We start from the raw sequence: 24,423 nt of genomic DNA on the forward strand, positions 1-24,423 counted from the left end.
TACATGTTTTGAAAAATAATAAAAAGCCCCAACAGCCTTTCGCTTTGGGGCTTTTTTTGAGTGCGTAAACACTCAATCATCTGCAATTACTCTGCTGCGTCTTCTGTACGGAATTTATCAGCAGTTGCTTTAATAATTGGTTGAAGTTCACCTTTTTGGAACATTTCAGTGATAATGTCACAGCCACCAATTAACTCGCCTTCTACCCATAATTGTGGGAATGTTGGCCAGTTAGCAAATTTTGGTAATTCAGCACGAATATCTGGATGCTGTAAAATATCTACGAACGCAAATTGTTCACCACAGTTGATCATCACTTGAGCAACTTGAGATGAAAATCCACAGCTTGGTAATTTAGGTGAACCTTTCATGTACACAATAATTGGGTTTTCGGTAATTTGCTGTTTAATCTTTTCTACAGTTTCCATTTGATTTCCTAAGTACGACGACTGAATACATAATGTCTATTGTACGACACCTAGACTAAGAACAAAATGCCACAGTTTGTAGGGTTTATCTAAAATCCATAAAATCGATTACTGCAATCCACATAATTCCCTAAACAATGATTCACATCACAAAAATAATCAGTACAATAGCAATAGAGCAATGTTACCTGATGGGTAAACAAAACGATAACCTGAATCCATGGAGAGATACTAATGGCCTTCGAATTACCAGCATTACCTTATGCAAAGAACGCACTTGAACCACACATTTCTCAAGAAACCATTGAGTTCCATTATGGTAAGCATCACAACACATATGTGGTTAAACTAAACGGTTTAGTTGAAGGAACTGAGTTTGCGGGCAAAACACTAGAAGAAGTTGTTAAAACTTCAACTGGCGGTATGTTCAACAACGCGGCTCAAGTTTGGAACCACACTTTTTACTGGAACTGCTTAGCACCTAATGCTGGCGGCGAAGCAACTGGCGATATCGCTGCTGCTATCAATGCTTCTTTTGGTTCTTTTGAAGAATTCAAAGCTAAATTTACTGATTCTGCAGTAAATAACTTTGGTAGCGCTTGGACATGGTTAGTGAAAAAAGCTGATGGTTCATTAGCGATTGTTAACACTAGCAATGCTGCTACACCGTTAACAGATGAGTCTGTTACGATTCTATTAACTGTAGATGTATGGGAACATGCTTACTACGTTGATTACCGTAACGCACGTCCAGAATATTTAGCTCACTTCTGGCAGCTTGTTAACTGGGAATTTGTTAATAAGAATTTTGCTGCTTAATTTCGATTAACTGCAAAAACTAAAGGAGCCTTCTGGCTCCTTTTTTTGTCATTTTATCCGCCTAAAGTACGCTGCCTATCATCAGACTATGTTTGCAACTATTGCAAATGCTACTGTTTGTTATTGTTTTTATTTGATTTATTTTTCATTAAAACTTCGCCAAGTTATTTACCCTGTCCTACACTTTAGTCGTAAAGCCTAATATTGCGCTAACAGATTTAACATTACATTCTTGACCATCGCATTCATCACTCAGGCTTTTTACGCCATACAACTGTACGTTTGAGGGGGTTACTATGGGCATTTTTGAGCATTATCAACAACGCTATGAAAAAAAACGTGACGAAGAATATACCTTAGAGCAATTTCTCGATATCTGTAAACAAGACAGAAGTGCCTATGTGTCTGCTGCCGAACGGTTACTCATGGCCATTGGTGAACCGCAGATTATTGACACAGCAAAAAATCCAATTTTAAGTCGGATTTTTTCTAATCGTGTTATTGCACAGTATCCCGCATTTAAAGATTTCTATGGCATGGAAGATGCGATTGAACAAATCGTGGCCTACTTGAAACATTCTGCTCAAGGCTTAGAAGAGTCAAAGCAAATATTATATCTCTTAGGCCCTGTCGGTGGCGGTAAATCATCGCTGGCCGAAAAACTCAAAGCATTAATGCAACAAGTGCCGATTTACATATTAACTGCCGATGGCGTTCGTAGTCCTGTCAACGACCACCCATTTTGTCTGTTTGATCCTGAAGAAGACAGTGAACTACTCAAAAACGAATACAACATACCAAGTCGTTATATCAAAACGATTATGTCACCATGGACAGTAAAACGTTTACACCAGTATGGTGGTGATATCTCAAAATTTAGAGTCGTAAAAGTGTATCCATCGGTGCTCGATCAAATCGGTATTGCTAAAACAGAACCCGGAGATGAAAATAACCAAGATATTTCTGCTTTGGTGGGTAAAGTTGATATTCGTCAGTTAGAACATTTTTCACAAGATGATGCCGATGCTTATGCTTACTCAGGTGCGTTATGTCGTGCAAACCAAGGGTTGATGGAGTTTGTTGAAATGTTTAAAGCCCCCATTAAGGTACTTCATCCATTATTGACTGCGACTCAGGAAGGCAATTACAACGGTACTGAAGGCTTATCGGCCTTGCCGTATAACGGTATTATTTTGGCCCATTCTAATGAGTCAGAATGGTCCGCGTTTAGGAATAATAAAAATAACGAAGCGTTTTTAGATCGCGTCTATATTGTCAAAGTGCCCTATTGTTTGCGGGTATCTGAAGAAATGGAAATTTATCAAAAATTATTGGCTAATTCTGAATTATCCACTGCATCTTGTGCTCCTGGGACCTTAGAAACCTTGGCACAATTTAGCGTGTTATCGCGTTTAAAAGTGCCCGAAAACTCGTCTATTTATTCTAAAATGCGCGTCTATAACGGTGAAAGCTTAAAAGACACCGATCCCAAAGCAAAATCCTACCAAGAATATCGTGACTATGCTGGCGTAGATGAAGGCATGCAAGGGCTATCGACCCGATTTGCATTTAAGATTTTGTCACGAGTATTCAATTTTGACAGTGCAGAAATCGCCGCAAACCCAGTCCACTTATTTTATGTACTGGAAAAGCAAATTGAACAAGAACAATTTCCTAACGATATAAGTGAGAAATATTTAGAGTTTCTTAAAGGTTATTTAATCCCTAAGTATGTTGAGTTTATCGGTAAAGAGATCCAAACCGCTTACCTTGAGTCGTATTCTGAATACGGACAAAATATTTTCGACCGTTATGTTACCTATGCTGATTTTTGGATCCAAGATCAAGAATATCGCGACCCAGAAACAGGACAACTTTTTGATCGTGGTGCCTTAAATGCTGAATTGGAGAAAATTGAAAAACCAGCGGGGATCAGTAATCCAAAAGATTTCCGCAATGAAATTGTTAACTTCGTCTTACGTGCTCGAGCCAATAATGAAGGTAATAATCCTCTGTGGACTAGCTATGAGAAATTACGCATCGTGATTGAGAAAAAAATGTTTTCCAACACAGAAGATTTGCTGCCCGTTATTTCGTTTAACGGCAAAACATCGAATGACGATCAGCGTAAGCATGATGATTTTGTTAATCGCATGATGGAAAAAGGCTACACCAAAAAACAAGTCAGACTATTGTCAGAATGGTATTTACGAGTGCGTAAATCATCGTAGACACCCAATAATTGGTAGCGCCGCTGACCAGGGCGCTACCAAAAATCAGACTTGGGAGCGACGTATGGCAAATTTTATTGATAGACGACTCAACGCAAAAGGAAAAAGCACTGTTAATCGGCAGCGTTTTATTGAACGCTATAAAAAACAAATCAAAAAAGCTGTCGGTGATGCGGTAACACGCCGAAGTGTTACGGATATTGATAAAGGTGAACAGATTAGTATTCCCAAACGGGATCTCAGTGAGCCCGTTTTTAGGCAAGGACAAGGTGGAATAAGGGACAGAGTTCATCCTGGCAATGATCAATTTAATCGTGGCGACCAAATTCAACGGCCTAAAGGTGGCCAAGGCGGTGCAGGTCAAGGCGATGCCTCAAATAGTGGCGAAGGTGACGACGATTTTGTATTTACTATTTCAAAAGATGAATATTTAGCATTGTTGTTTGAAGATCTCGAACTGCCAAACTTACAGAATAATCGCCTTAATAAATTGGTTGAATATCAAACCTATCGCGCAGGCTTCACCAATGATGGCGTACCCGCCAATATCAATATTGTCAGATCACTGCGTTCATCACTCGCTAGACGCATCGCCATGAGCGGCGGGAAAAAGAAAGCACTACAGGCATTGGAAGCCGAACTTGCGGTTTTAGAAGATACTCCTGGCGCTCAAGCCGAGCGGATTATAGCCATCAAAGAGCAAATAACAGTGCTCAAGCAGCAAATCGCTAAAGTACCATTTATCGATACCTTTGATTTACGCTATAACAACTATGCGAAACGCGAAGTCCCTTCTAGTCAAGCGGTGATGTTTTGTTTAATGGATGTGTCAGGTTCGATGGATCAAGCTACCAAAGATATGGCTAAACGTTTTTATATTCTATTGTATCTATTTCTGACCCGCAGTTATCAGAACCTCGAGGTAGTATATATTCGCCACCATACACAGGCAAAAGAAGTCGATGAACACGAATTTTTTTACTCACAAGAAACCGGCGGAACCATAGTATCAAGCGCATTAAAACTGATGCATGAAATACAACAAGCTCGTTACCCTGAAAATGAATGGAATATCTATGCAGCTCAAGCTTCTGATGGCGATAATTGGTCCGACGACTCCCCCACTTGCCATGAAATATTAGCAAAACATATTCTGCCCAAAGTACGCTATTTCAGTTACATCGAAATCAGTCATCGGGCTCATCAAACCTTGTGGCATCAATATGAACAGTTACAACAGCAGTTTGACAACATTGCGGTACAGCATATTCACCAAGTTGAAGATATCTATCCCGTTTTCCGTGAACTCTTTAAAAAACAAGCTATATAGGAGGCTATCATGGTTCAACATAAACGTAACCCGTTAGATGATGGTCCCGAGTGGACATTTGATTTACTGCAACAATATCAATATGAAATTGAACAGGCCGCGGCTTTCTTTAAACTTGATACTTATCCGAATCAAATTGAAATTATTACCGCGGAACAAATGATGGATGCCTATGCAGGGATAGGAATGCCCATTGGTTACACTCATTGGTCATTTGGTAAACGGTTTATCCAAACAGAACAAGGCTACAAGCGCGGCCAAATGGGGTTAGCTTATGAAATTGTGATAAATTCCGCCCCCTGCATCGCCTATTTAATGGAAGAAAATACCATCACGATGCAAGCATTGGTTATGGCTCACGCCTGTTATGGCCACAATAGTTTTTTTAAAAATAACTATTTATTTAACACCTGGACCGATGCGAGTTCGATTATTGATTATTTAGTTTTTGCTAAGAATTATATTCGTGAATGTGAATTACGTTATGGTGTAGAGCAAGTTGAACTGACCTTAGACTCTTGCCATGCATTAATGAATTACGGTGTAGACCGCTACAAACGTCCAGCTGAAGTGTCACTCAAAGAAGAACAAGCAAGACAACAAGAGCGTGAAGATTATTTGCAAAGCCAAGTGAATGACTTATGGCGAACGCTGCCTACATCGCCACAAACAGACACCCCTGAAACGACGGCTATTTTCCCCAGTGAACCTCAAGAAAACATTTTATATTTTATTGAAAAAAACGCACCATTATTAGCACCTTGGCAACGTGAATTGGTGCGCATAGTACGTAAGATGGCGCAATATTTTTACCCACAAAAGCAAACCCAAGTGATGAACGAAGGCTGGGCAACTTTTTGGCATTACACCATACTTAATCGCTTATATGATACCGATAAAGTTACCGACCGTTTCATGTTGGAATTCTTGCAAAATCACACCGCAGTGGTCGCTCAACCTGCCTATAATAGTCCACATTATAGTGGCATAAACCCCTATGCTTTAGGTTTTGCAATGTTTATCGATATCAGGCGCATCTGCGAAACCCCCACTGAAGAAGATCGAAAATGGTTTCCAGACATTGCAGACAGCGATTGGCTGACAACGGTTCACTTTGCCATGAAACACTTTAAAGATGAGAGTTTTATTAGCCAATATTTATCACCTAAAGTGATTCGTGACTTTAAGCTATTTGGTATTTTAGATAATGAAAAACGCAGTCAACTATCAATATCGGCCATTCATGATGATCAAGGTTACCAAGATATTCGCAACACCCTATCACAACAATATAATCTGTCGAATATTGAGCCCAATATACAAGTACAACAAGTGCAAGTGAACGGTGACAGATCAATTATCTTACGCTACATACCATTTGACGGCATCCCGCTGGCAGACAATCATCAAGAGGTATTAAAGCATTTACATCGATTATGGGGATTTAATGTCACCTTGGAGCAACTTGATGACTTAGGCATTGTTAGTACCTTATCAATGTGTCCAGAAACAGCAGCATAAAGTCTATCTAGTTTACAGTCTGTGGTTTGAACGAGATGATTTATGCTATAAAAAAGAGCCAATCGATTTGATTGGCTCTTTTTTAAGTGTAAATGAGAGGTTTTACTCACTAATTCACTAGGATTTATCATGACCCATTTCAGCAGGTAAATCATCACGTAATTTTTGCCACATTTTGCCACTTTCGATACCATTGATACGCATTAATGCTGGTACGTCAGAGTAATTTTTATCTTTAGCTAACTTTTCAAGTTTGACATAAAAACGCATGGTTAATTCACGAGCTTCTTGGCTCGAAAAATAATATCGACCAACACGATTATAAAGACCTTTGAAACCATTTAAAATCAATACATACAATGGATTACCTGATGCAAAAGCTAATGTATGATGCAATTGGTAATCAAATGTAGCATACGCTTCTGCATCATTTTCTAAGCTATGAATACCCGCTAATACATCAACTACTTTTTCAGGATTGTGGCGAATGGAGGCCCGAAAATAAATGTTGCTTACGTTACCACGAGCAGCCATTAATTGGTCGACAAGTAGCGGAAAACCATCCGGATTTAAATCAGCAATGGTTTCTAAAATATTTAACCCAGACGTTTCCCAAAAATTATTCACCTGGGTAGGTTTACCATGTTGAATTTTCAACCAACCATCTCGAGCAAGACGTTGTAACACTTCTCTTAACGTTGTTCGAGTAACACCGATAAGTTCAGAGAGCTCACGTTCAGCAGGTAAAATTGATCCCGGTGGAAATTTGTTTTCCCAAATGGAACGAACAATATATTTCTCGGCAAAACTCGCTGGCCCTTTGGCATTGATGATCATCAGCCTTCATATCCTATTGCTAAACAATGGCGAAACTATTGTGACTGATCATACCAGAGCGGTAGAAAATAAAAACCATTGTTTAATCACTACGCTCATTACGATTGATTTTCAAACAACTAAACTGAGCAAAAATCAATAATTGAATATTCATCACATTAAACCACTATAATCATCGACATATCATCAATTTATCTGATAGAACTCTTTAAGTTTAGTATATAATGATGTAGCTAGTTTGTTAACGCCACGTGTTAATTCTAACGACAATAACAGCGTTACAATTCGATTTTTTTTAAGCTACACTAGCGATGAAAATAAGAGCCATACGTAGTTAGTGAGTAAACTATTTTGCTAACACATTGTTTGCTATAACAAGATATCTTTATTCAACAGAGAGTAATTGGCCAAAATACTCAGTTCAATCGAATTGAATTTTAAACTCAATTAACGAAAAATTGATGCTTATCAAGTTTTCTAATCTGAGTTGCCTCTATTCTCCCAAATCTATTTGAAAATAATGATGTATTGTAAGCTATCAAAAAATGGTAACAATACTGCCACAATAACAATATCGGAGAGGCTGATATGCCTGTAACCAAAAGTCAGGCGCTATTTGTAAACTTTTTAGGCAATTCACCTAAATGGTACAAATACGCAATTTTGGCATTTTTAGTAATAAATCCCCTGCTGTTTTTTTATGTCAGTCCATTTATCGCTGGATGGGTGCTAGTCGTTGAATTTATTTTCACTCTAGCAATGGCACTTAAATGTTATCCACTTCAGCCCGGCGGTTTGCTCGCAATTCAAGCCGTATTTATTGGCATGACATCTCCCTCGCAAGTTCTACATGAAATTGAAGCAAACTTAGAAGTATTGTTACTTTTAGTCTTCATGGTCGCTGGTATTTACTTTATGAAGCAGTTGTTACTGTTTGTATTTACCAAGATGATTACCAAAGTACGTTCGAAAATCATCGTTTCATTGATGTTTTGTACTGCGTCGGCATTCTTATCTGCGTTCTTAGATGCGTTAACGGTCATCGCGGTTATTATTGCTGTTGCCGTTGGTTTTTACTCTATCTACCACAAAGTGGCTTCAGGAAAGAGTTTTAATGATGGTCACGACCATACATCTGAAACAACTGAACAGTTAAACAATGAAGAATTAGAATCGTTCCGAGCATTCTTACGTAATTTATTAATGCATTCAGGCATTGGTACCGCTCTTGGTGGTGTTTGCACCATGGTTGGCGAACCACAAAACTTAATCATTGCGGCCCAAGCCCATTGGCAGTTTGGTGAGTTTTTCTTACGGATGTCGCCAGTGACAATGCCAGTATTGGTTGCAGGTATATTCACTTGTTTTCTTGTCGAAAAATTCAAAGTCTTTGGTTATGGCGCACAATTACCTGATGCAGTACATAAGATTTTAACTGATTACGCCACTCATGAAGACTCGCACAGAACCAATCAAGATAAAATGAAATTGGTTATCCAAGCCCTTATTGGTATTTGGTTAATTGCTGGTTTAGCACTTCACCTAGCTTCTGTTGGCCTCATTGGTTTATCAGTCATCATCTTAGCCACTGCGTTTAATGGTATAACCGACGAACATTCTTTGGGTAAAGCATTTGAAGAAGCTTTACCTTTCACTGCACTATTGGCGGTATTTTTTGCCATCGTTGGTGTGATTATTGACCAGGAACTGTTTGCTCCAGTGATCCAATGGGCATTAGGTTATGAAGGCAATATGCAGTTAGTGATTTTTTACATCGCTAACGGCTTGTTATCTATGGTCAGTGATAACGTGTTTGTGGGAACTGTTTACATTAATGAAGTGAAAGCAGCATTGATGAGTGGCCAAATCACTCGAGATCAATTTGATTTACTTGCTGTGGCAATTAATACCGGTACTAACCTACCTTCTGTGGCTACGCCGAATGGACAAGCAGCGTTCTTATTCTTGTTAACCTCGGCCATAGCACCGCTTATTCGTTTATCGTACGGCCGTATGGTATGGATGGCGTTGCCTTATACGATTGTATTATCAATTGTGGGCGTGATGGCCATTGAGTCAGGTTTCTTAGTCGACATGACTGATTTACTTTATGAAACTCAATTAATTATCCACCACTCAGCCAAAGACATCAGTGGCGCGGCAATGGGGCATTAATTAAATCAGCTTATTGGACTTAGTAGATAAATTATCTTAAAGTCTCTATTGTTTGTGTAAACACCCTCATTTGAGGGTGTTTTTTTATCTGTTAACACATTTATTAGGAACTGAAATTGTCGCAACTACAGCAGTTTTGCCATAACCGTTTGTCTTGGGGTTTATTATTATTGTCCGCCATTGGATTGGAATTGGCAGCCCTTTTCTTTCAATATGGAATGGATCTAGCGCCGTGTGTCATGTGCATTTATATTCGGGTTGCTGTACTCGGTATTATCCTGGCAGCGCTGATAGGGATACTACAACCTAAAGTGTGGTTGTTACGATTAGTGGGTATGGCTGGATGGTCTGTATCGGCGGTTTGGGGCTTCAAATTAGCTTATGATCTAAACCAGATGCAAGTTAATCCTTCACCGTTTGCGACTTGTTCTTTTTACCCCGAATTCCCCAGTTTTATGCCATTAGACACCTGGTTACCTTCAGTATTCTCGCCAACAGGCATGTGTAGTGACTCACCATGGTCGTGGCTGTCTGTCAGCATGGCACAATGGATGATGCTTGGTTTTGCTGTTTATGGTGTTATTTGGTTGTTGATGTTGTTACCTGCACTTAAATCTGTAAAATAAATCAGCAAAAAGTTCGAAATCAAATATAAAAAAGACCTCATTGAGGTCTTTTTTATATTTAAAGAATTGATTATTCAACGTCTAGCATCGGCCACAGTACAATACAGTCTTCCAAATACTTCACTTTCATTTCGTTTACGGTTTTACCTTGTACCGAAATACCCGCCGCATGCATAGCCTGTTTATTTCCAGTCAATAACGGATGCCAGCTAGGTAAGCCTTTGCCAACATGCAAACGTCGGTAAGCACAGCTATCGGGTAACCAAGTCAGCTCAGCAATATTCTCAGGCGTAATGGCAGTACATTCAGGCACATAAGTAAAACGATCAGGATATCTTCGGCAACCACAAGTATCGTTGTCCAATAGATGGCAGGCGGCATTGGTATAATAAAGTTCATCCGTTTCATCATCGATGATTTTATTTAGACAGCACTTACCGCAGCCGTCACAAAGAGACTCCCATTGTTCGGGGGTCATGTTTTCTAGAGGTGTGGTTATCCAAAACTGAGTCATCATTTTATGTCTAAAGTGGCTTATTATCTAAATTTTCACGCATTTTACACCTAAAACGGTACAATTTACTGTTTAATTTTCTCAGAAAGGTAGGTTATTGCCAGTGTATCGTACAAAGAATTATTAAATTGATGTAATAATCGAAAATTATTATAGGTTAAATAAAAGCGGCCTTTGGGTCCATCCGGCGCAATTAATGATACTTCCATGTCATTACGTTGGGGTAAATTTGTACCATCAAAACGCCTGACACCATAGGCTTGCCAATCTGGAAATGTGTGATGTGATTGTAAACCAAGTAAGTTTGGATCTAACATCATTGTCGTTTTTACCTGTCTTCCCCACGTAGAATCATATTGCCAATCTTGTTGATGTAGCATATTAGCCGTAGATGCAAAGGCATCATCCATACTGCTCCAAACATCAATGATGCCATCTTTATCGGCATCTATACCGTATTGGAGTATCTGGCTAGGCATCATTTGCATCTGTCCCATCGCCCCTGATGAAGAACTTTGCAATAAATCTTCGGTAATATTTTTTTGTTCGATTAGCTTGAGCGCTGCAATAAATTCATTAATGTAAAAAGCTTCTTTATCGCCTTTATAAGCCAGTGAGGCTAAAACAGATAACCCAGAAAAACGTCCTGTTCGCTCTCCAAATCGAGAGTTCATCCCCCATAATGCCATCAGGAATCGGGACTGAACTTGATAAGTTCGGCTAATATTTTCTATTTGTGATTCATGTTGCTGAAACATTGCTCTGGCTGTACTCACGGTAATTTCAGGTACAGCTTGGGGAATAAAGTGTTCTAATGTTTGTGATTCATCTGAATGGGTATTGAGGCTGGCTTTTTTGAAGATTTTAATATTAGCAATATAGCGTTCTGCTGTCAGTTGATTAACGCCAGTGGCTATTGCCCTTTGTTGTAGTTCCAACAAATAGTCGGAAAATTCGCCACGGCGGTCTTCTGCCATGGCAATATTAGAACAAATGAAGTAACAAAATGCACATAAAATGATTTTTTGAATCATATTCGTCTTGATTACTCCTTTAAGAATGAGCTTATTTCTTAAAAGCTAATTCTTGTTTATGTTGTTCGAGTAAATTAATTTGCGGTGGTGGTATTTGCAAGTAATAGCCTTTTTCTACTAATGCTGACTTAACTTTATCAATATCAGCGATACCTAAATGATCTCGTTTAGATAAAGGTACAATCATCACTAATGTCTTTGAACCAAACATTTCCATTAACGGTTCAGGAACGTCATCAAATACATCACGTTTTTTGACAAAAAGGTAAGTATCTGCTCTTCGACCGCTTTTATATACTGCACATATCATTTTAGTGTAAATTTCCAAAGGTTCAAACTTGATAGTCAACTAAGCACACTATAACATGGTGGCACAAGAAAATAATTGTAAATCAGTTTATCGCTGAAGTATTGGAGAATCACGCCGGGATGGCTAAACAAAATCTCGAATTAAAGGCCACGTCTTTTACCTTATCAGTACTGCATATCAATCATAACGATCTCGATATCATTGCGGCTGAATTAGACAACAAATTGGCTCAAGCTCCCCAGTTTTTTTTGGGCGCCCCCTTGGTATTAAATTTATCAGCCATTCAGCATACTCACATTGATTTTAATGCACTAAAACAATTATTAATTGACCGAAATCTTATTATTGTAGGCATTACCGATGCCAGCCCAGAACAAATTGAACAAGCAAAAAGCATGGCAATTGCAGTGGTTAAATCGGGTAAACAAGCCCGCAAAGCTGAGTTGCCTGTACGAGCAACTAAAATTGTTAAACAAAATGTGCGTTCTGGACAACAAATATACGCACAAAATGCTGATTTAATCATTTTTGGTGCGGTTGGTAATGGCGCTGAAGTCATTGCTGATGGTAGCATCCATATATATGGTGCTCTTCGTGGGAAAGCCATGGCGGGTGCTGCGGGAGATAATCAAAGTGTGATTATCGCTAACTCGTTAGAAGCAGAATTAGTATCGATTGCTGGACAGTATTGGTTGACAGAACATTTGCAACAATACGATCTAAGTCAAAGAGGCTGTGTTCGCCTTGAAGGCGCATCTCTTACTGTTGAATCATTGCCCCAATAATCGGCAAATACAAGGATATAAATATAAATGGCGCAAATTATTGTTGTCACATCAGGTAAAGGCGGTGTGGGTAAAACAACATCCAGTGCAGCAATTGCCACCGGATTGGCCTTAAAAGGAAAGAAAACTGTCGTTATCGATTTTGATATTGGGTTACGTAATCTTGATTTGATTATGGGTTGTGAACGCAGAGTCGTATATGATTTTGTTAACGTCATTAATGGTGAAGCTAATTTGAACCAAGCGTTAATTAAAGATAAACGCTGCGACAAACTGTTTATCTTACCCGCGTCTCAAACACGCGATAAAGATGCGCTCACTAAAGAAGGCGTTGGCCGGGTACTTGAAAATTTAGCCAAAGATTTCGATTATATTGTTTGTGATTCACCAGCGGGTATTGAACAAGGTGCCATGATGGCGCTTTACTTTGCCGACATCGCGATTGTTACCACTAACCCTGAAGTGAGTTCTGTACGTGACTCAGATCGTATATTAGGCATGCTGCAGAGCCGTTCACGTCGTGCGGAATTGTCTTTAGAGCCCATAAAAGAATATTTATTGTTAACTCGTTACTCTCCTGCGCGGGTCAAAACGGGTGAAATGCTCAGTGTTGAGGATGTGAAGGAAATATTAGCCATTGAATTACTCGGTGTGATCCCTGAGTCTCAATCGGTACTGAAGGCGTCAAACTCTGGTGTACCGGTCATTATTGATCAAGAAAGTGATGCAGGTTTAGCTTATGGCGATACGGTTGCACGCTTATTAGGTGATGATGTACCTGTTCGATTTATTACAGAAGAAAAAAAGGGATTCCTTAAAAGGATATTTGGGAGCTAACTATGTCGATACTTGATTATTTTAGAAGCAGTAAAAAGCCCAATACCGCATCATTGGCAAAAGAACGATTACAAATTATTGTGGCTCACCAACGTGGTGAACGTGGTGCACCTGATTATTTCCCAAAGATGAAACAAGAAATCATCGAAGTGATCCGTAAATATGTGCAAATATCAGATGACCAAGTCTCTGTGCAACTTGACCAAAACGATGACAATTTATCGGTGTTAGAGTTAAACGTTACCTTACCTGATTCAAAGTAATCAGCCAAGGTCACCCTACTCTGCTTAACACAAAAAAGGATACTGGCATTATGCGAGTATCCTTTTTTGGTATGTTGATAAATTGCATTAACTAAAGCTGAATTAACTAAAGCGCACTGGCTCTAGTAAATCACCTACCAACTGCCCACGCCAACCGACCAAGAGTATCGGTGTTGGTGTTTGTTTGTTGTGATACAACCATAATAGAAATTCATGAATATGGCGCTTAGAACCAACAAATTCTAATGCGACATTTTCACGCTCACATAATTCAGTTAAGACTGTTTTAACTTCTTTAAAAGCTGATTTATAACCTGACTTAAGCGCAACAACATCAACTTCTTCAGGTAGATTAATTAAATCTGCCGTCGCCATAACTGTTAATAAATCTTTGCCGTGAATACGTTTCTCTTGATCTGTTAAGTCATTTAAACTATTCAATTCCGCCAGTGTGGTCGGTTGTTTTTTGGCTAATGCAATTAATGCATGGTCTTTTACCACAAAACCCAGCGCTAGATTGCGGCTTACCGCTTTGGCTAGACGCCATTTCGCCAATACTTTTAAATAGGCTAGCTGCTGACTCGATAATTGAAATGCATTTTTGACTTTAAGGTAAACGCTGTCGCCTTCTGGCAATGACATGCGCCCTTCAGTCATACGCTGACCTTCTTCAAACAACCATTCAAGACGATTGTCCGCAGCAAGCTTCTGTTGCAGCTGAGGGTATAATTGATATAAATAAAACACATCATTAGCCGCATACTGTAATTGCGCATCAGACAGTGGACGATTCATCCAATCCGTACGTGATTCGCCTTTATCTATTTCGACTTGCAAGCATGCGTCAACGAGCTTGGCATAACCTAATCCGTGGCCTAAACCAGCAAAGCTTGCCGCTATTTGGCTATCAAATAAAGGGCTTGGTTGGCATTCACCATAATGAGCAAACACCTCGAGATCTTCACTGCATGAATGCACTAATTTGACAATATTTTGGTCAGTTAATAACTGCCAAAATGGGCTTAAATCGGTAATTGCAACCGGATCAATTAAGGCTAAAGTTTTGCCATCATAGGCTTGAATAAGGCCTAATTTAGCATAATAGGTTCGAGTGCGGACAAACTCAGTATCTAGCACCAACAAGGTGCTTTGTTGGTATTGTTCAACTAATGACAACAGGCTGGCATCATCACTGATATATTCAAACGTTAACAAAATAGGCTCCGCTAAAAAAAGGTGTGAGCAATACGATAAGCTGATAACAACCAAACATAAAAAAGCCGGCTCAGTTGCCGGCTTTGATTTTACGCTTTGTTAACTTCATCTCGAAGTTGTCGGCGTAAAATTTTACCCACATTGGTTTTCGGTAATTCGTCTCTAAATTCTACCAGCTTAGGAACTTTATATCCCGTTAAATGATGACGGCAGTGCTTAATCAGTTCTTCTTCGGTTAATGATTTGTCTTTTGCTACCACAAAAATCTTCACTAACTCGCCACTGGCATCATTGGGAACGCCAACAGCAGCGACTTCGATAACTTTAGGGTGTAGGGCAACAACCTCTTCCACTTCATTCGGAAATACGTTAAAACCTGACACTAAAATCATGTCTTTTTTACGATCGACAATGAAAAAGAAACCTTTTTCATCCATATAACCAATATCACCAGTGGCTAACCAACCGTTTTTATCAATCACACTGGCCGTTTCTTCCGGACGCTGCCAATAGCCTTGCATCACTTGCGGGCCTTGAGCATACAACTCACCGGTTTCACCCTGGGCTAATACTTTACCATCATCATCACGTATCTGAATGAAGGTTGAAGGCGCAGGAAAACCAATAGAGCCATTGTACCCACTGAGATTATAGGGGCAGCATGTGACCAATGGTGATGCTTCAGTTAAACCATAGCCTTCGAGTAAACGTGTCTTAGTAAGGTTTTGCCATTTATCAGCAACGGCGCGCTGCACCGCCATCCCGCCGCCAATAGACAATTTTAAACCAGAAAAATCAAGTTGAGTAAATTCTTCATTATTAACCAAAGCATTGAATAAGGTATTAACACCCGTTAATACCGTAAACGGGTACTTTCTAAGTTCACCCACAAATGCTGGGATATCTCGAGGGTTAGTAATCAGAAGATTTTTACTGCCTTTGTGTAAAAACAATAAACAGTTAACTGTCAGTGCGAAGATATGGTAAAGAGGCAATGCTGTCACTACAAACTCAGCACCATCATCAAGCGTTGGAGAATAAGCGCCACTAGCTTGTAAAACGTTACTTACTACGTTTTTATGGCTTAACATGGCACCTTTAGATACCCCTGTAGTTCCACCGGTATACTGTAAAAAGGCCAAATCCTCGCCACTAATATCGGCTTTAATGTACTGCAGGCGTCGGCCTTTAGAGAGCGCATCGCGAAATGATAATGCATGCGGTAAATGATATTTTGGTACTAATCTTTTAATGTATTTAACAACAAAATTCACTAAGGTGCGTTTGGGTGCGCTGAGCTGATCACCAAGGTTAGTGATAATGACCGACTCTATTGGTGTTTGATCAACAACTTCTTCTAGAGTGTTAGCAAAGTTAGACACCACAATGATGGCTCTTGCACCCGAATCGACTAATTGATGTTTTAATTCCCGTGGCGTATACAGTGGGTTAACATTAACCACCACCATACCCGCACGTAAAATACCAAACAGAGCAATAGGATATTGCAGCAAATTGGGCATCATAATGGCAACACGGTCGCCTTTATTTAAGTGCAGTTCGTTTTGTAAATATGCAGCAAATGCTCGACTTCGCTCTTCGAGTTTACGGTACGTCATCGTCGCACCCATGTTAATAAATGCAGGTTGGTCAGCATATTTTGCTACTGCATCTTCGAACATGTGTACTAAAGAACTGAATTGAGATGGGTCGATTTCGGCCGGAACATGTTCAGGTAAATTATTAATCCAAGGCTGGTCCACAGGTGTCTCCTAATAATGCCCACTGTGCTAAGACGTGCATTCCCCGTCAGTGGTAAAATATTTTATTGTCTGCGTATCATTAATATTGTTTTCGCAGGCTTTATTATGTTGCTTGTCATGAACTAAATCATACAAGTGTTTTAATTTTCGATCATAATCACATAAATAAACTAAAAATAACAGCGTTTTCACCTATGGCTAACGGCTATTTAGAATAAATGCTCCAATCGATTTAGCAACCAGATCGGCATTCCCCATGTGAAGATGATGGTCTCCGGCTAAATGAACGATATCAATATTGGAAAACCATTTATTGGCTTGCTCTGTTGATACTGTTAATTGTTTATAGCCATCATGGCCAACAATGAGTAACGAAGGCGTGTCACTTATTGTCATCAAAGCGTCAACCTGTTCAAAGGTAAAACGGTTAAGTGAGTCTAATTTTAACCGAGGATCACTACGCCAAGAATAGTGGCCATCTGTGGCGGCCATATTACGTTTGGTGATCATTTCGCACCATGGTAATGCTAATCCAGTGAGTTGATGGCGAGCCTGAATCGCAGTATCCATTGAAGAATACGTTGGAGTGACTCTGGCTAGTTGACGATTAAAGCGTTGTTGTTGCTGTAAGCCTTTTCGTAAGCGATCTTTAGCTTGTGTGGCAGATTCAGATAACGGTGCTAGGGCTTCTATTAATATGAGTTTATGGATGTTGTCAGCAAGACATGCATTGTAAGCTGACGCCACAATGCCGCCGAGCGAATGGCCCAATAAGATAATGGGACCCGTTTCTTGTGACAGGGTATGGATCACGGCTTGCAGATCGTAAATATAATCAACCCAATGCAACGGATAACGCCCTGGGCGATGATCTGATAATCCATGCCCTGGCCAATCGATGCACATCAGTTGAAATTTATCGAATAACCCTTGCTGAGCAAAGGCCTGCGCTAAGGGGATAAAACTGTCGACATTATCAAGCCAACCATGCAAAGCCAAAATCACTGGCTTGTCGGCTTGACCATAACGTTTAGCTGCAAGAGTAATATGAGCCAACGGCAATTGAATTTCTTCTACATCAATGTTCAACATTGTTGGCTCACTTTACAAAAATTATTTAGCGGCTATTTTGGTAAATTTGATTGTCATACGATCACTTTCACCAATATCAAGATACTTCTGTTTATCTTGATCGCCCATAGCTAAACGCGGTGGTAATGTCCACACACCTTTTTGATAATCTTTAGTGTCTTTAGGATTGGCATTCACTTCAGAGCTGCCGGTTAATTCAAAACCGTATTTATTGGCTAACTCAACCATTTGATTTTGATCCATATAGCCACTTTCTGCAGCCATACCGATATTGGCACGATGTTCAACAATGCCTAATGAGCCTCCAACTTTTAACACGTCATGAGCGGCTTTAAACACACCTTCCAACTCTCCTTTCATTGCCCAATTGTGCAAGTTACGGAATGTTAATACGTGGTCTGCAGAATTATCTTTACCCAATGAAAACTTAGCCGGTGGATCAAGCGTTACAAACTGTACATTGCCTACACTGGCTTTGTTATCGTTAACCCATTTTTCAAACTTTAAACCAGCTGATTTGTAATAAGCACTTTGATTCGTGTCTGTTGCAGGATTAGTTTCAAAATTAGCAGCTACATATTGGCCTTTTTCAGCTAGGTATGGCGCTAAAATTTCAGCATACCAACCACCACCGGGCCATAGTTCAATCACAGTTTGTTCAGGCTTAATATCAAAAAACGCTAATGTTTCAGCAGGATGACGATATTGGTCACGTAGTTTATTATCTGCAGTACGAAACTCGCTGGCCACTGCTTTAGCAAGGGCAGAACTAACCTGCGGTGCCGTCACTTTTTTATCGGGCATACTATCGGCTGCGTATATTGCGGTCGACATACCTAAACTTGATAAGCCAATTAAGGCTCCTAACATCATGTTACGTTTCATTTTGACACTCCCTTTTTTCGATCAACTTTACGCCAACAGAGCAACAACATAAACCCGCTAAAGGCGAGCCATGTTATTACCCATAACCATGCAGGTAGCCAAGTCATTTTAGCTAACATAACCGCATCGCCTTGACCGCTTAACCCCAATAATACCATCGGACTTGCCATGGCATTTAAAATAATCATTAACCCTAATATACGCAGTAAGGTGTTTAACAGACTACTGTTTTTTAATTTAAGTGGTAACAAAAAAAGTATTATCAATACGCTGAGTATAACAATGGTTAACACATCGCGAGCCCAAAAAAGTAACGATGCAGCCACGGTAAACGCGAGTAAAGTCAGGGTAAATCTAATGGTCTGTTTTTGCGTTGCCATCAGAAATATCGAATAACCCCAGAGTGCGGCGCCAAAATAGCCCGCATAAGCGATTAAGATACTGCTGCCGCCTTGGCTAAAACAAAAGCCAGCGCCGTTTGGAAATAGCTGAATATGACTGACCGAGCCACCGGTCAATAATGTCGCGATGCCATGAGATAATTCGTGAAAATAACTTTCAAACCATTTAAAAGGTATAGAGATATAAGGGAATCGCGTCAGTAAAAAAGCCAACAGTAATTCAATCACAAAACGGCTACGACTGGGTGTTGCAGACAACGGCACATTAGGCATATAAATCAATACCAACCATTTGTTGAATTTCGTCTCTTTTAGCAGAATGCTGTGTCGATAAATACTGCGCTATAGCGCCACGCTGACTGTAAGTCTCACGGTCGTATTCAACACGCGCTTGCTGTTTGGCCGATAAAGTTGAATCATCAACAATGGCCATGTTGCGAGCTTCAATCCCTTGAACCTCAGTTTCTACAGTAGCAGGATTAACAATAATAGGTTCGTGGGCCGCTATGATCGGCCGATTACCGGCAACAGCTTGGCTCAGGCTAATTGGGCCTGATTGATTATTTGCCATTGATAATGCTGAATTTATCGTCATTAACGACACCGTTTACCTATATTTGAATCTTATACTTTATGTCAAATTGCCGTGAATGGCTATTCTCGGCCCGGAAGTTTTTTCCACGTAACAGTATCACGAAGGTACACAGGCGAAAGTTCATCAACAGTAGTATGCAAACCTTGTTGATAACCTTGTTGTGCCAGAATTAACATGGCTTTCGCATCTGGATAAGTTGCTTGGGTGCATGGTGTCATGTGTGGCGCTATCGTTAATAATTGTGGATAGGCTTCAAAGCCTGTGCCACAAACACTAATGTTTTGTTGTGTATCGAGGGTTAACTCAATCGCTTCTGGCGCGCTAACGTGTTCTTGACCGACTAAGGTAGCAATGCCGTCTTTGGCAATGTATTGGCCCCAATAGACTTCCTTCATACGGGCGTCAATACAGCACAATACTTGCGTAGCACCTTGCTCTGTTATGGCTAATTGGGCCATAGCGGCTAAGGTCGAAATGCCAATAACCGGCAAGTCGAGTCCCAAGGCTAATCCTTGGGTCATGCTGGTACAAATGCGGATACCGGTAAAACTGCCAGGACCGCGGCCATAGGCAATCATGTCCACATCGGCCAGTGTCACTTGGGCTTGGGCTAGCACTTCATCGACCATAGGTAATAATCGTTGACTATGCTCACGTGGTGCATCAGCAATAAGTGCAAACACCTTACCATTAATGGTTAACGCAGCGGAGCAAGTTTCAGTGCAAGTATCAAGAGCGAGGATGGTTAACGGCTTTGGCATTATGATGGGTTACCCAGTAAAAAAACATCAAATAGACTCAATATGATAACTGATGCGTACGGTTTTAAAAAGCTTAAGGGATTTGTTTTAAAAATTGTAATGCACGGTCTAAGTCACGTGTGCGTTGCATGGGTGGCAAAGAATTAATAAACGCCTGGCCATAAGCGCGGTTAACGATGCGGTTATCGCACAAAATAAGCACACCACGGTCTTTCTCATCACGGATTAGCCGCCCGACTCCTTGCTTTAAACTTATGACCGCTTGTGGCAGAGAAATATGGTTAAAGGGGTCAAGCCCTTGACGTTCGGCATTGGCTGCACGGGCTTTGTATAAAGCATCATCTGGCGATACAAACGGCAACTTATCGATAATCACGCAGCTGAGTAACTTACCGCGAACATCGACGCCTTCCCAAAAACTGCTGGTACCGAGTAATACTGCATTACCTAACTGCCTAAATTTATTTAACAAACTTTGTTTACTGGCTTGGCCTTGTACCAGTAAAGGATAAGCGACTTTACCTTGTAAAGCGGATGCAACTTGTTCGAGCATTTGATGGCTAGTAAACAATATGAACGTACGGCCTTGAGCCGCGTTGATAGCTTGAATACACACATCGACTAATTGTTTTACCGTATGTTGCGACTGCCCTACTTTACCTAAATGGCGCGGTACACAAAATACCGCTTGATTAGGGTAATCAAATGGACTGTCTAAAATGATTTGTTGCGCTGATAACAAGCCTAGCTCAGTCGCAAAATGGCCCAAACTTCGGTTTACTTGTAAGGTAGCCGAGGTGAAAATCCAGCGAGTTTTGGCATCAAACAGCTGCTGGCATTGTTTTGCCACATTGATAGGACTCAGTCTTAACAGGATAAAGCGCGGACCTAACTCGACACTATAAGCCGCTTGCATGTCTTTGCATTCAAAATAGTCTTGTAGCTTTTCAGCAAGCTCATGCAATTGTTCAAACGCTAAGTCGAGTTGGTCTTCACGCCCAAGATGATGACGCATTACATTGGTAAGGTCGGTAAGTGCCTGTTGTAGTGCCCACGATACTGTCGCTAAGTGTTTATTGGCGAGTACTTTACGCCAATCAGTTACTTGGTTGTCGTACATAGCATTGTGCCAGTCACTCAAAGCCAACAGCCCACGTTGCGACAGTTGCTCTATTTGAATACTGTCGCGAATGAGTTGTTTGTGTATTTTAATGATGCCATTAAGCAACTGATCAATTTCGCGACTGGAGATATGGCTGCCAAAGTAGTTAATGCAAATATCTGGCACCAAATGGGCTTCATCAAAAATAACCACATCAGGATCTGGCAATAACTCGGCAAACCCGGTGTCTTTGAGTAAGCGGTCGGCAAAAAATAAATGGTGATTAACCACCACCACTTTTGCCTCCATGGCCCTAATACGTGCTTTACGGGTAAAACACACATCATAATGATCGCATTTTTTACCCGTACAGGTTTCTTTGGTGCTCACAACGCTAGGAATAACCTCTGAATGCTCTGCCACCGAGGTTAAATTGCCGATATCGCCATCTTTGCTTAAATGTGCCCATTGGTTAATCTTGAGTAAATCATCAATATAATATTCACTAAATTGACTGGCATTTTGCATCTGCTTTTCAAGACGTAACTGACATAAATAATTGTTACGCCCTTTTAATAACGCAATGGGTACATGTACATCTAACATGGCAAGTAATGCGGGGAGATCTTTGAGGAATAGCTGCTCTTGCAGATTTTTACTGCCGGTACTCACAACCACTTGCTTGCCGCTGAGTAAGGCCGGAATTAAATACGCATAGGTTTTACCCACACCAGTACCCGCTTCTAAAATCAGATTATGCTTTTTAGCAATAGCGTCACTGACCGCAACGGCCATATCTGTCTGACTTTGTCGATGGTGGTAATGATGCACATGTTTGGCTAACGCACCGCGATCGCTAAATTCATGGATTACAGATTGGGTAAGTGTAGAGCTCAAAGCATCCTCAAATTATCGCGCTAATGCTGATGTAGTGTGATTTGGGCTATTATGCTTATAACGGCATCATGTTCCAACTGTTTATCACCAAAAGTTGTAAAGGCAGTTGTATAAACAATATCGATGATTTGACTAAATTTAGACCAGAAACAAAAAATGCTGGCCACCAGCGTGACTCAGCATTTCTTGACTCGTATAAAATATAATCAAACGTTTATTTTTTAGTAATTCAGAGAACAGGTTTTGAATGTGGTGTTCAGGGGTGAATTCAAATACCACTTTTTCATTGGTAACCTTGCGTTTAACACTTATGCTCGTGACTTTTTCGGCCGATTTTGACCAAATAAGTCAAATGACAATATATCAGGCATCACAAAATCATCCGTAAAACATATCTTCTATATCCACATTGCCATCTGTTCTTTGGTGGGCTTACTGCCTTTGTGGACCACTTTTTCATCAACCACTACCGCTGGCGTACTCATTACGTCATAAGCCATAATTTGCGCCATATCGGTCACTTTTTCGATTTTTATTGTAACCCCCTTTTCATCGGCAACAGCTTGGGCAAGCTCAGCAGTTTCAAGACACTTTTTACAACCTGAACCTAATACTTTAATGATTTTCATTTATTGTTCCTTATGACTAATTCGTAGATGATAGCAACGGAGCAAATGCATTAAATATCCAGCCCACTAAAGTGAATGAAACTAATAGAAGGCTAAATAATATTGCCAGTAAACGCCATTGCATGACTTGCTTTAACAAAATAAATTCAGGAAAACTGGCCGCTACAGTGCTCATACAAAATGCTAATGTGGTACCTATTGGTAAACCATTGATAATAAGGCTTTCCATAATCGGAATAACACCTGTCGCATTGGAATAAAGTGGAATGCCGAGCAACACCGCAGCAGGAACAGACCACCATTGTCCGTCGCCCAAATGCGCTTCAATCCAACCGTCTGGTACAAAGCCATGCAGCGCCGCGCCCAAACCCACCCCAATGATGACCCATTTCCACACTCGGCCGAATATATCTAGCATCTCAGTTTTGGCAAATTGATGCCTTTGTGGCAATGACATAGTTTGCACTTTGCCACTATCATCAGCAGTATTGCCAACCCCCTTCTGCTGACCACGTTTTAAGGCTTCGGCCGCAAACGACTGTAGCCAACGTTCAGCCTTAATACTGTCAAGAAACAGGCCGCCTAACATTCCCACACTCATTCCAACGGCAATATACAATAAGGTAAATTTGAGCCCCAATAAGCTCATAAGCAGTAATATTGCGACTTCGTTGATTAAAGGCGAGGTAATCAAAAAGCTCATGGTGATCCCTAATGGGATCCCGGCAGAGGTAAAACCTAAAAAAACAGGAATGCTCGAACAAGAACAGAATGGCGTTATGACACCAAAACCTGATCCCATTAAATAACCTAATCCTCGGTGTTTACCTGCTAAATAATCTCTGACACGCTCAACATTTAACGAAGCCCGGATGAGGGCAATGAAATAAATCATCACCAGCAGTAAAGCAAAAATTTTAGTGACGTCTTCAACAAAAAAATGCAGCGCATCTCCGAGTTTGGTCTCTGGCGACAACCCCAATAAACTGTATATAAGCCAAGATGCAAAATCAGAAAAAATCTGAAACATAAGTTATTGCTCTATAAAAACACTACTGTAAAGATAGCCTTATTTTTAGTCGCAATATAAGATCCAGGTCTCGATTTTGTTGATGATAAAAATAAACATAGATTATCCGAAATAATATCGGGTTAATTTTTTTCTAAGTGGAATGTCTCGTTTTTGTCAGTTTTACCTATGATGACTTATTCAAACTCAAAATTTAAATGTCGATGATAAATTAATATAAAAATTAGTCAGTTAAACTCGTTTTTATTAAATCTATTACTGAATAATTCGTTGCAATGTTAACGGCATCATAATAACGTAGCCCTAGAGATATTTGAACACAGTCAATAAGCTTAAGGAAAAG

General features: G+C 40.2%; 24 protein-coding genes. 9 read left to right on the forward strand and 15 right to left on the reverse strand.

Annotated features, from left to right (window positions below):
• Positions 1-86 precede the first annotated feature (86 nt).
• Entirely contained in the window at positions 87-428 is a 342-nt protein-coding gene (gene grxD, locus AAEY98_RS08220) for a Grx4 family monothiol glutaredoxin (RefSeq protein ID WP_101087590.1), read from the reverse strand.
• A 234-nt stretch (positions 429-662) separates the two neighbouring features.
• On the opposite strand from grxD, the gene sodB reads away from it, so the two are divergent.
• The 4 genes from sodB (at position 663) to AAEY98_RS08240 (ending at position 6,329) form a co-directional block, all read left to right on the forward strand.
• The gene (gene sodB, locus AAEY98_RS08225; RefSeq protein WP_011637213.1) at positions 663-1,247 is read left to right on the forward strand and encodes a superoxide dismutase [Fe]; all 585 of its coding nucleotides are present in this window, start codon (positions 663-665) and stop codon (positions 1,245-1,247) included.
• 296 nt (positions 1,248-1,543) lie between these two features.
• On the forward strand, positions 1,544-3,478 hold the full coding sequence (locus tag AAEY98_RS08230; RefSeq protein ID WP_182743669.1) for a PrkA family serine protein kinase: 1,935 nt from the start codon (positions 1,544-1,546) through the stop codon (positions 3,476-3,478).
• A 64-nt stretch (positions 3,479-3,542) separates the two neighbouring features.
• On the forward strand, positions 3,543-4,808 hold the full coding sequence (locus tag AAEY98_RS08235) for a YeaH/YhbH family protein (protein WP_182743670.1): 1,266 nt from the start codon (positions 3,543-3,545) through the stop codon (positions 4,806-4,808).
• 9 nt (positions 4,809-4,817) lie between these two features.
• Complete coding sequence (locus AAEY98_RS08240; protein ID WP_351016248.1) at positions 4,818-6,329, forward strand: SpoVR family protein; 1,512 nt, start codon at positions 4,818-4,820, stop codon at positions 6,327-6,329.
• A gap of 117 nt (positions 6,330-6,446) precedes the next feature.
• On the opposite strand, the gene fadR is transcribed toward AAEY98_RS08240, so the two are convergent.
• A complete protein-coding gene (gene fadR / locus AAEY98_RS08245) occupies positions 6,447-7,166 on the reverse strand; it encodes a fatty acid metabolism transcriptional regulator FadR (RefSeq protein WP_101087586.1) in 720 nt (239 codons plus the stop codon).
• A gap of 588 nt (positions 7,167-7,754) precedes the next feature.
• Between fadR and nhaB the strand changes: the two genes are divergently transcribed.
• Both nhaB and dsbB read left to right on the forward strand, forming a co-directional pair.
• Positions 7,755-9,341: a sodium/proton antiporter NhaB gene (gene nhaB, locus AAEY98_RS08250; protein WP_101087585.1), complete on the forward strand. Its 1,587-nt coding sequence runs from the start codon at positions 7,755-7,757 to the stop codon at positions 9,339-9,341.
• Between the two features lie 116 nt (positions 9,342-9,457).
• Entirely contained in the window at positions 9,458-9,967 is a 510-nt protein-coding gene (gene dsbB, locus AAEY98_RS08255) for a disulfide bond formation protein DsbB (protein WP_350978815.1), read from the forward strand.
• A gap of 70 nt (positions 9,968-10,037) precedes the next feature.
• Here the strand turns inward: dsbB and AAEY98_RS08260 are convergent, their stop codons facing one another.
• From AAEY98_RS08260 to AAEY98_RS08270, 3 genes are all read right to left on the reverse strand, one after another.
• The gene (locus AAEY98_RS08260) at positions 10,038-10,484 is read right to left on the reverse strand and encodes a YcgN family cysteine cluster protein (protein ID WP_162022933.1); all 447 of its coding nucleotides are present in this window, start codon (positions 10,482-10,484) and stop codon (positions 10,038-10,040) included.
• Between the two features lie 62 nt (positions 10,485-10,546).
• Positions 10,547-11,515: a lytic murein transglycosylase gene (locus AAEY98_RS08265; RefSeq protein WP_351016251.1), complete on the reverse strand. Its 969-nt coding sequence runs from the start codon at positions 11,513-11,515 to the stop codon at positions 10,547-10,549.
• A 31-nt stretch (positions 11,516-11,546) separates the two neighbouring features.
• Positions 11,547-11,825 carry a YcgL domain-containing protein gene (locus tag AAEY98_RS08270; protein WP_101087581.1) on the reverse strand — a complete coding sequence of 93 codons (279 nt, stop codon included), beginning with the start codon at positions 11,823-11,825 and terminating at the stop codon, positions 11,547-11,549.
• A gap of 119 nt (positions 11,826-11,944) precedes the next feature.
• On the opposite strand from AAEY98_RS08270, the gene minC reads away from it, so the two are divergent.
• The 3 genes from minC to minE are packed head-to-tail and all read left to right on the forward strand — an operon-like array spanning position 11,945 to position 13,710.
• Positions 11,945-12,610 carry a septum site-determining protein MinC gene (gene minC / locus AAEY98_RS08275; RefSeq protein WP_101087580.1) on the forward strand — a complete coding sequence of 222 codons (666 nt, stop codon included), beginning with the start codon at positions 11,945-11,947 and terminating at the stop codon, positions 12,608-12,610.
• Positions 12,611-12,637: 27 nt separating this feature from the next.
• Positions 12,638-13,447: a septum site-determining protein MinD gene (minD, locus tag AAEY98_RS08280; protein WP_011637202.1), complete on the forward strand. Its 810-nt coding sequence runs from the start codon at positions 12,638-12,640 to the stop codon at positions 13,445-13,447.
• Positions 13,448-13,449: 2 nt separating this feature from the next.
• Positions 13,450-13,710 (forward strand): cell division topological specificity factor MinE, encoded by a 261-nt coding sequence (gene minE, locus AAEY98_RS08285; protein WP_011637201.1) that lies wholly within the window; start codon positions 13,450-13,452, stop codon positions 13,708-13,710.
• Positions 13,711-13,812: 102 nt separating this feature from the next.
• Here the strand turns inward: minE and rnd are convergent, their stop codons facing one another.
• The 10 genes from rnd to AAEY98_RS08335 form a co-directional block, all read right to left on the reverse strand.
• Positions 13,813-14,925, reverse strand: a complete 1,113-nt coding sequence (gene rnd, locus AAEY98_RS08290; protein WP_101087579.1) for a ribonuclease D — start codon at positions 14,923-14,925, stop codon at positions 13,813-13,815.
• 89 nt (positions 14,926-15,014) lie between these two features.
• The gene (gene fadD / locus AAEY98_RS08295; RefSeq protein ID WP_101087578.1) at positions 15,015-16,688 is read right to left on the reverse strand and encodes a long-chain-fatty-acid--CoA ligase FadD; all 1,674 of its coding nucleotides are present in this window, start codon (positions 16,686-16,688) and stop codon (positions 15,015-15,017) included.
• A gap of 198 nt (positions 16,689-16,886) precedes the next feature.
• Positions 16,887-17,780: an alpha/beta hydrolase gene (locus AAEY98_RS08300; RefSeq protein ID WP_162022931.1), complete on the reverse strand. Its 894-nt coding sequence runs from the start codon at positions 17,778-17,780 to the stop codon at positions 16,887-16,889.
• A gap of 21 nt (positions 17,781-17,801) precedes the next feature.
• Positions 17,802-18,584 (reverse strand): class I SAM-dependent methyltransferase, encoded by a 783-nt coding sequence (locus AAEY98_RS08305; RefSeq protein ID WP_242445179.1) that lies wholly within the window; start codon positions 18,582-18,584, stop codon positions 17,802-17,804.
• 77 nt (positions 18,585-18,661) lie between these two features.
• Positions 18,662-19,339 carry a M50 family metallopeptidase gene (locus AAEY98_RS08310; protein ID WP_101087575.1) on the reverse strand — a complete coding sequence of 226 codons (678 nt, stop codon included), beginning with the start codon at positions 19,337-19,339 and terminating at the stop codon, positions 18,662-18,664.
• Positions 19,332-19,661 (reverse strand): hypothetical protein, encoded by a 330-nt coding sequence (locus AAEY98_RS08315; protein WP_059745362.1) that lies wholly within the window; start codon positions 19,659-19,661, stop codon positions 19,332-19,334. The genes AAEY98_RS08310 and AAEY98_RS08315 overlap by 8 nt, the downstream gene beginning before the upstream one ends.
• 59 nt (positions 19,662-19,720) lie before the next feature.
• Positions 19,721-20,422 (reverse strand): tRNA (adenosine(37)-N6)-threonylcarbamoyltransferase complex dimerization subunit type 1 TsaB, encoded by a 702-nt coding sequence (gene tsaB, locus AAEY98_RS08320; RefSeq protein ID WP_101087574.1) that lies wholly within the window; start codon positions 20,420-20,422, stop codon positions 19,721-19,723.
• A 73-nt stretch (positions 20,423-20,495) separates the two neighbouring features.
• Positions 20,496-22,421: a DNA repair helicase YoaA gene (yoaA, locus tag AAEY98_RS08325; RefSeq protein WP_351016256.1), complete on the reverse strand. Its 1,926-nt coding sequence runs from the start codon at positions 22,419-22,421 to the stop codon at positions 20,496-20,498.
• Between the two features lie 398 nt (positions 22,422-22,819).
• A complete protein-coding gene (locus AAEY98_RS08330) occupies positions 22,820-23,050 on the reverse strand; it encodes a thioredoxin family protein (protein WP_162022927.1) in 231 nt (76 codons plus the stop codon).
• A 16-nt stretch (positions 23,051-23,066) separates the two neighbouring features.
• Positions 23,067-24,080, reverse strand: a complete 1,014-nt coding sequence (locus AAEY98_RS08335) for a permease (RefSeq protein WP_182743680.1) — start codon at positions 24,078-24,080, stop codon at positions 23,067-23,069.
• Between the last annotated feature and the right edge of the window lie 343 nt (positions 24,081-24,423).

The sequence above is a fragment of the Shewanella sp. AC91-MNA-CIBAN-0169 genome (assembly GCF_040310165.1).
In the GTDB taxonomy this organism is placed as follows: domain Bacteria; phylum Pseudomonadota; class Gammaproteobacteria; order Enterobacterales; family Shewanellaceae; genus Shewanella.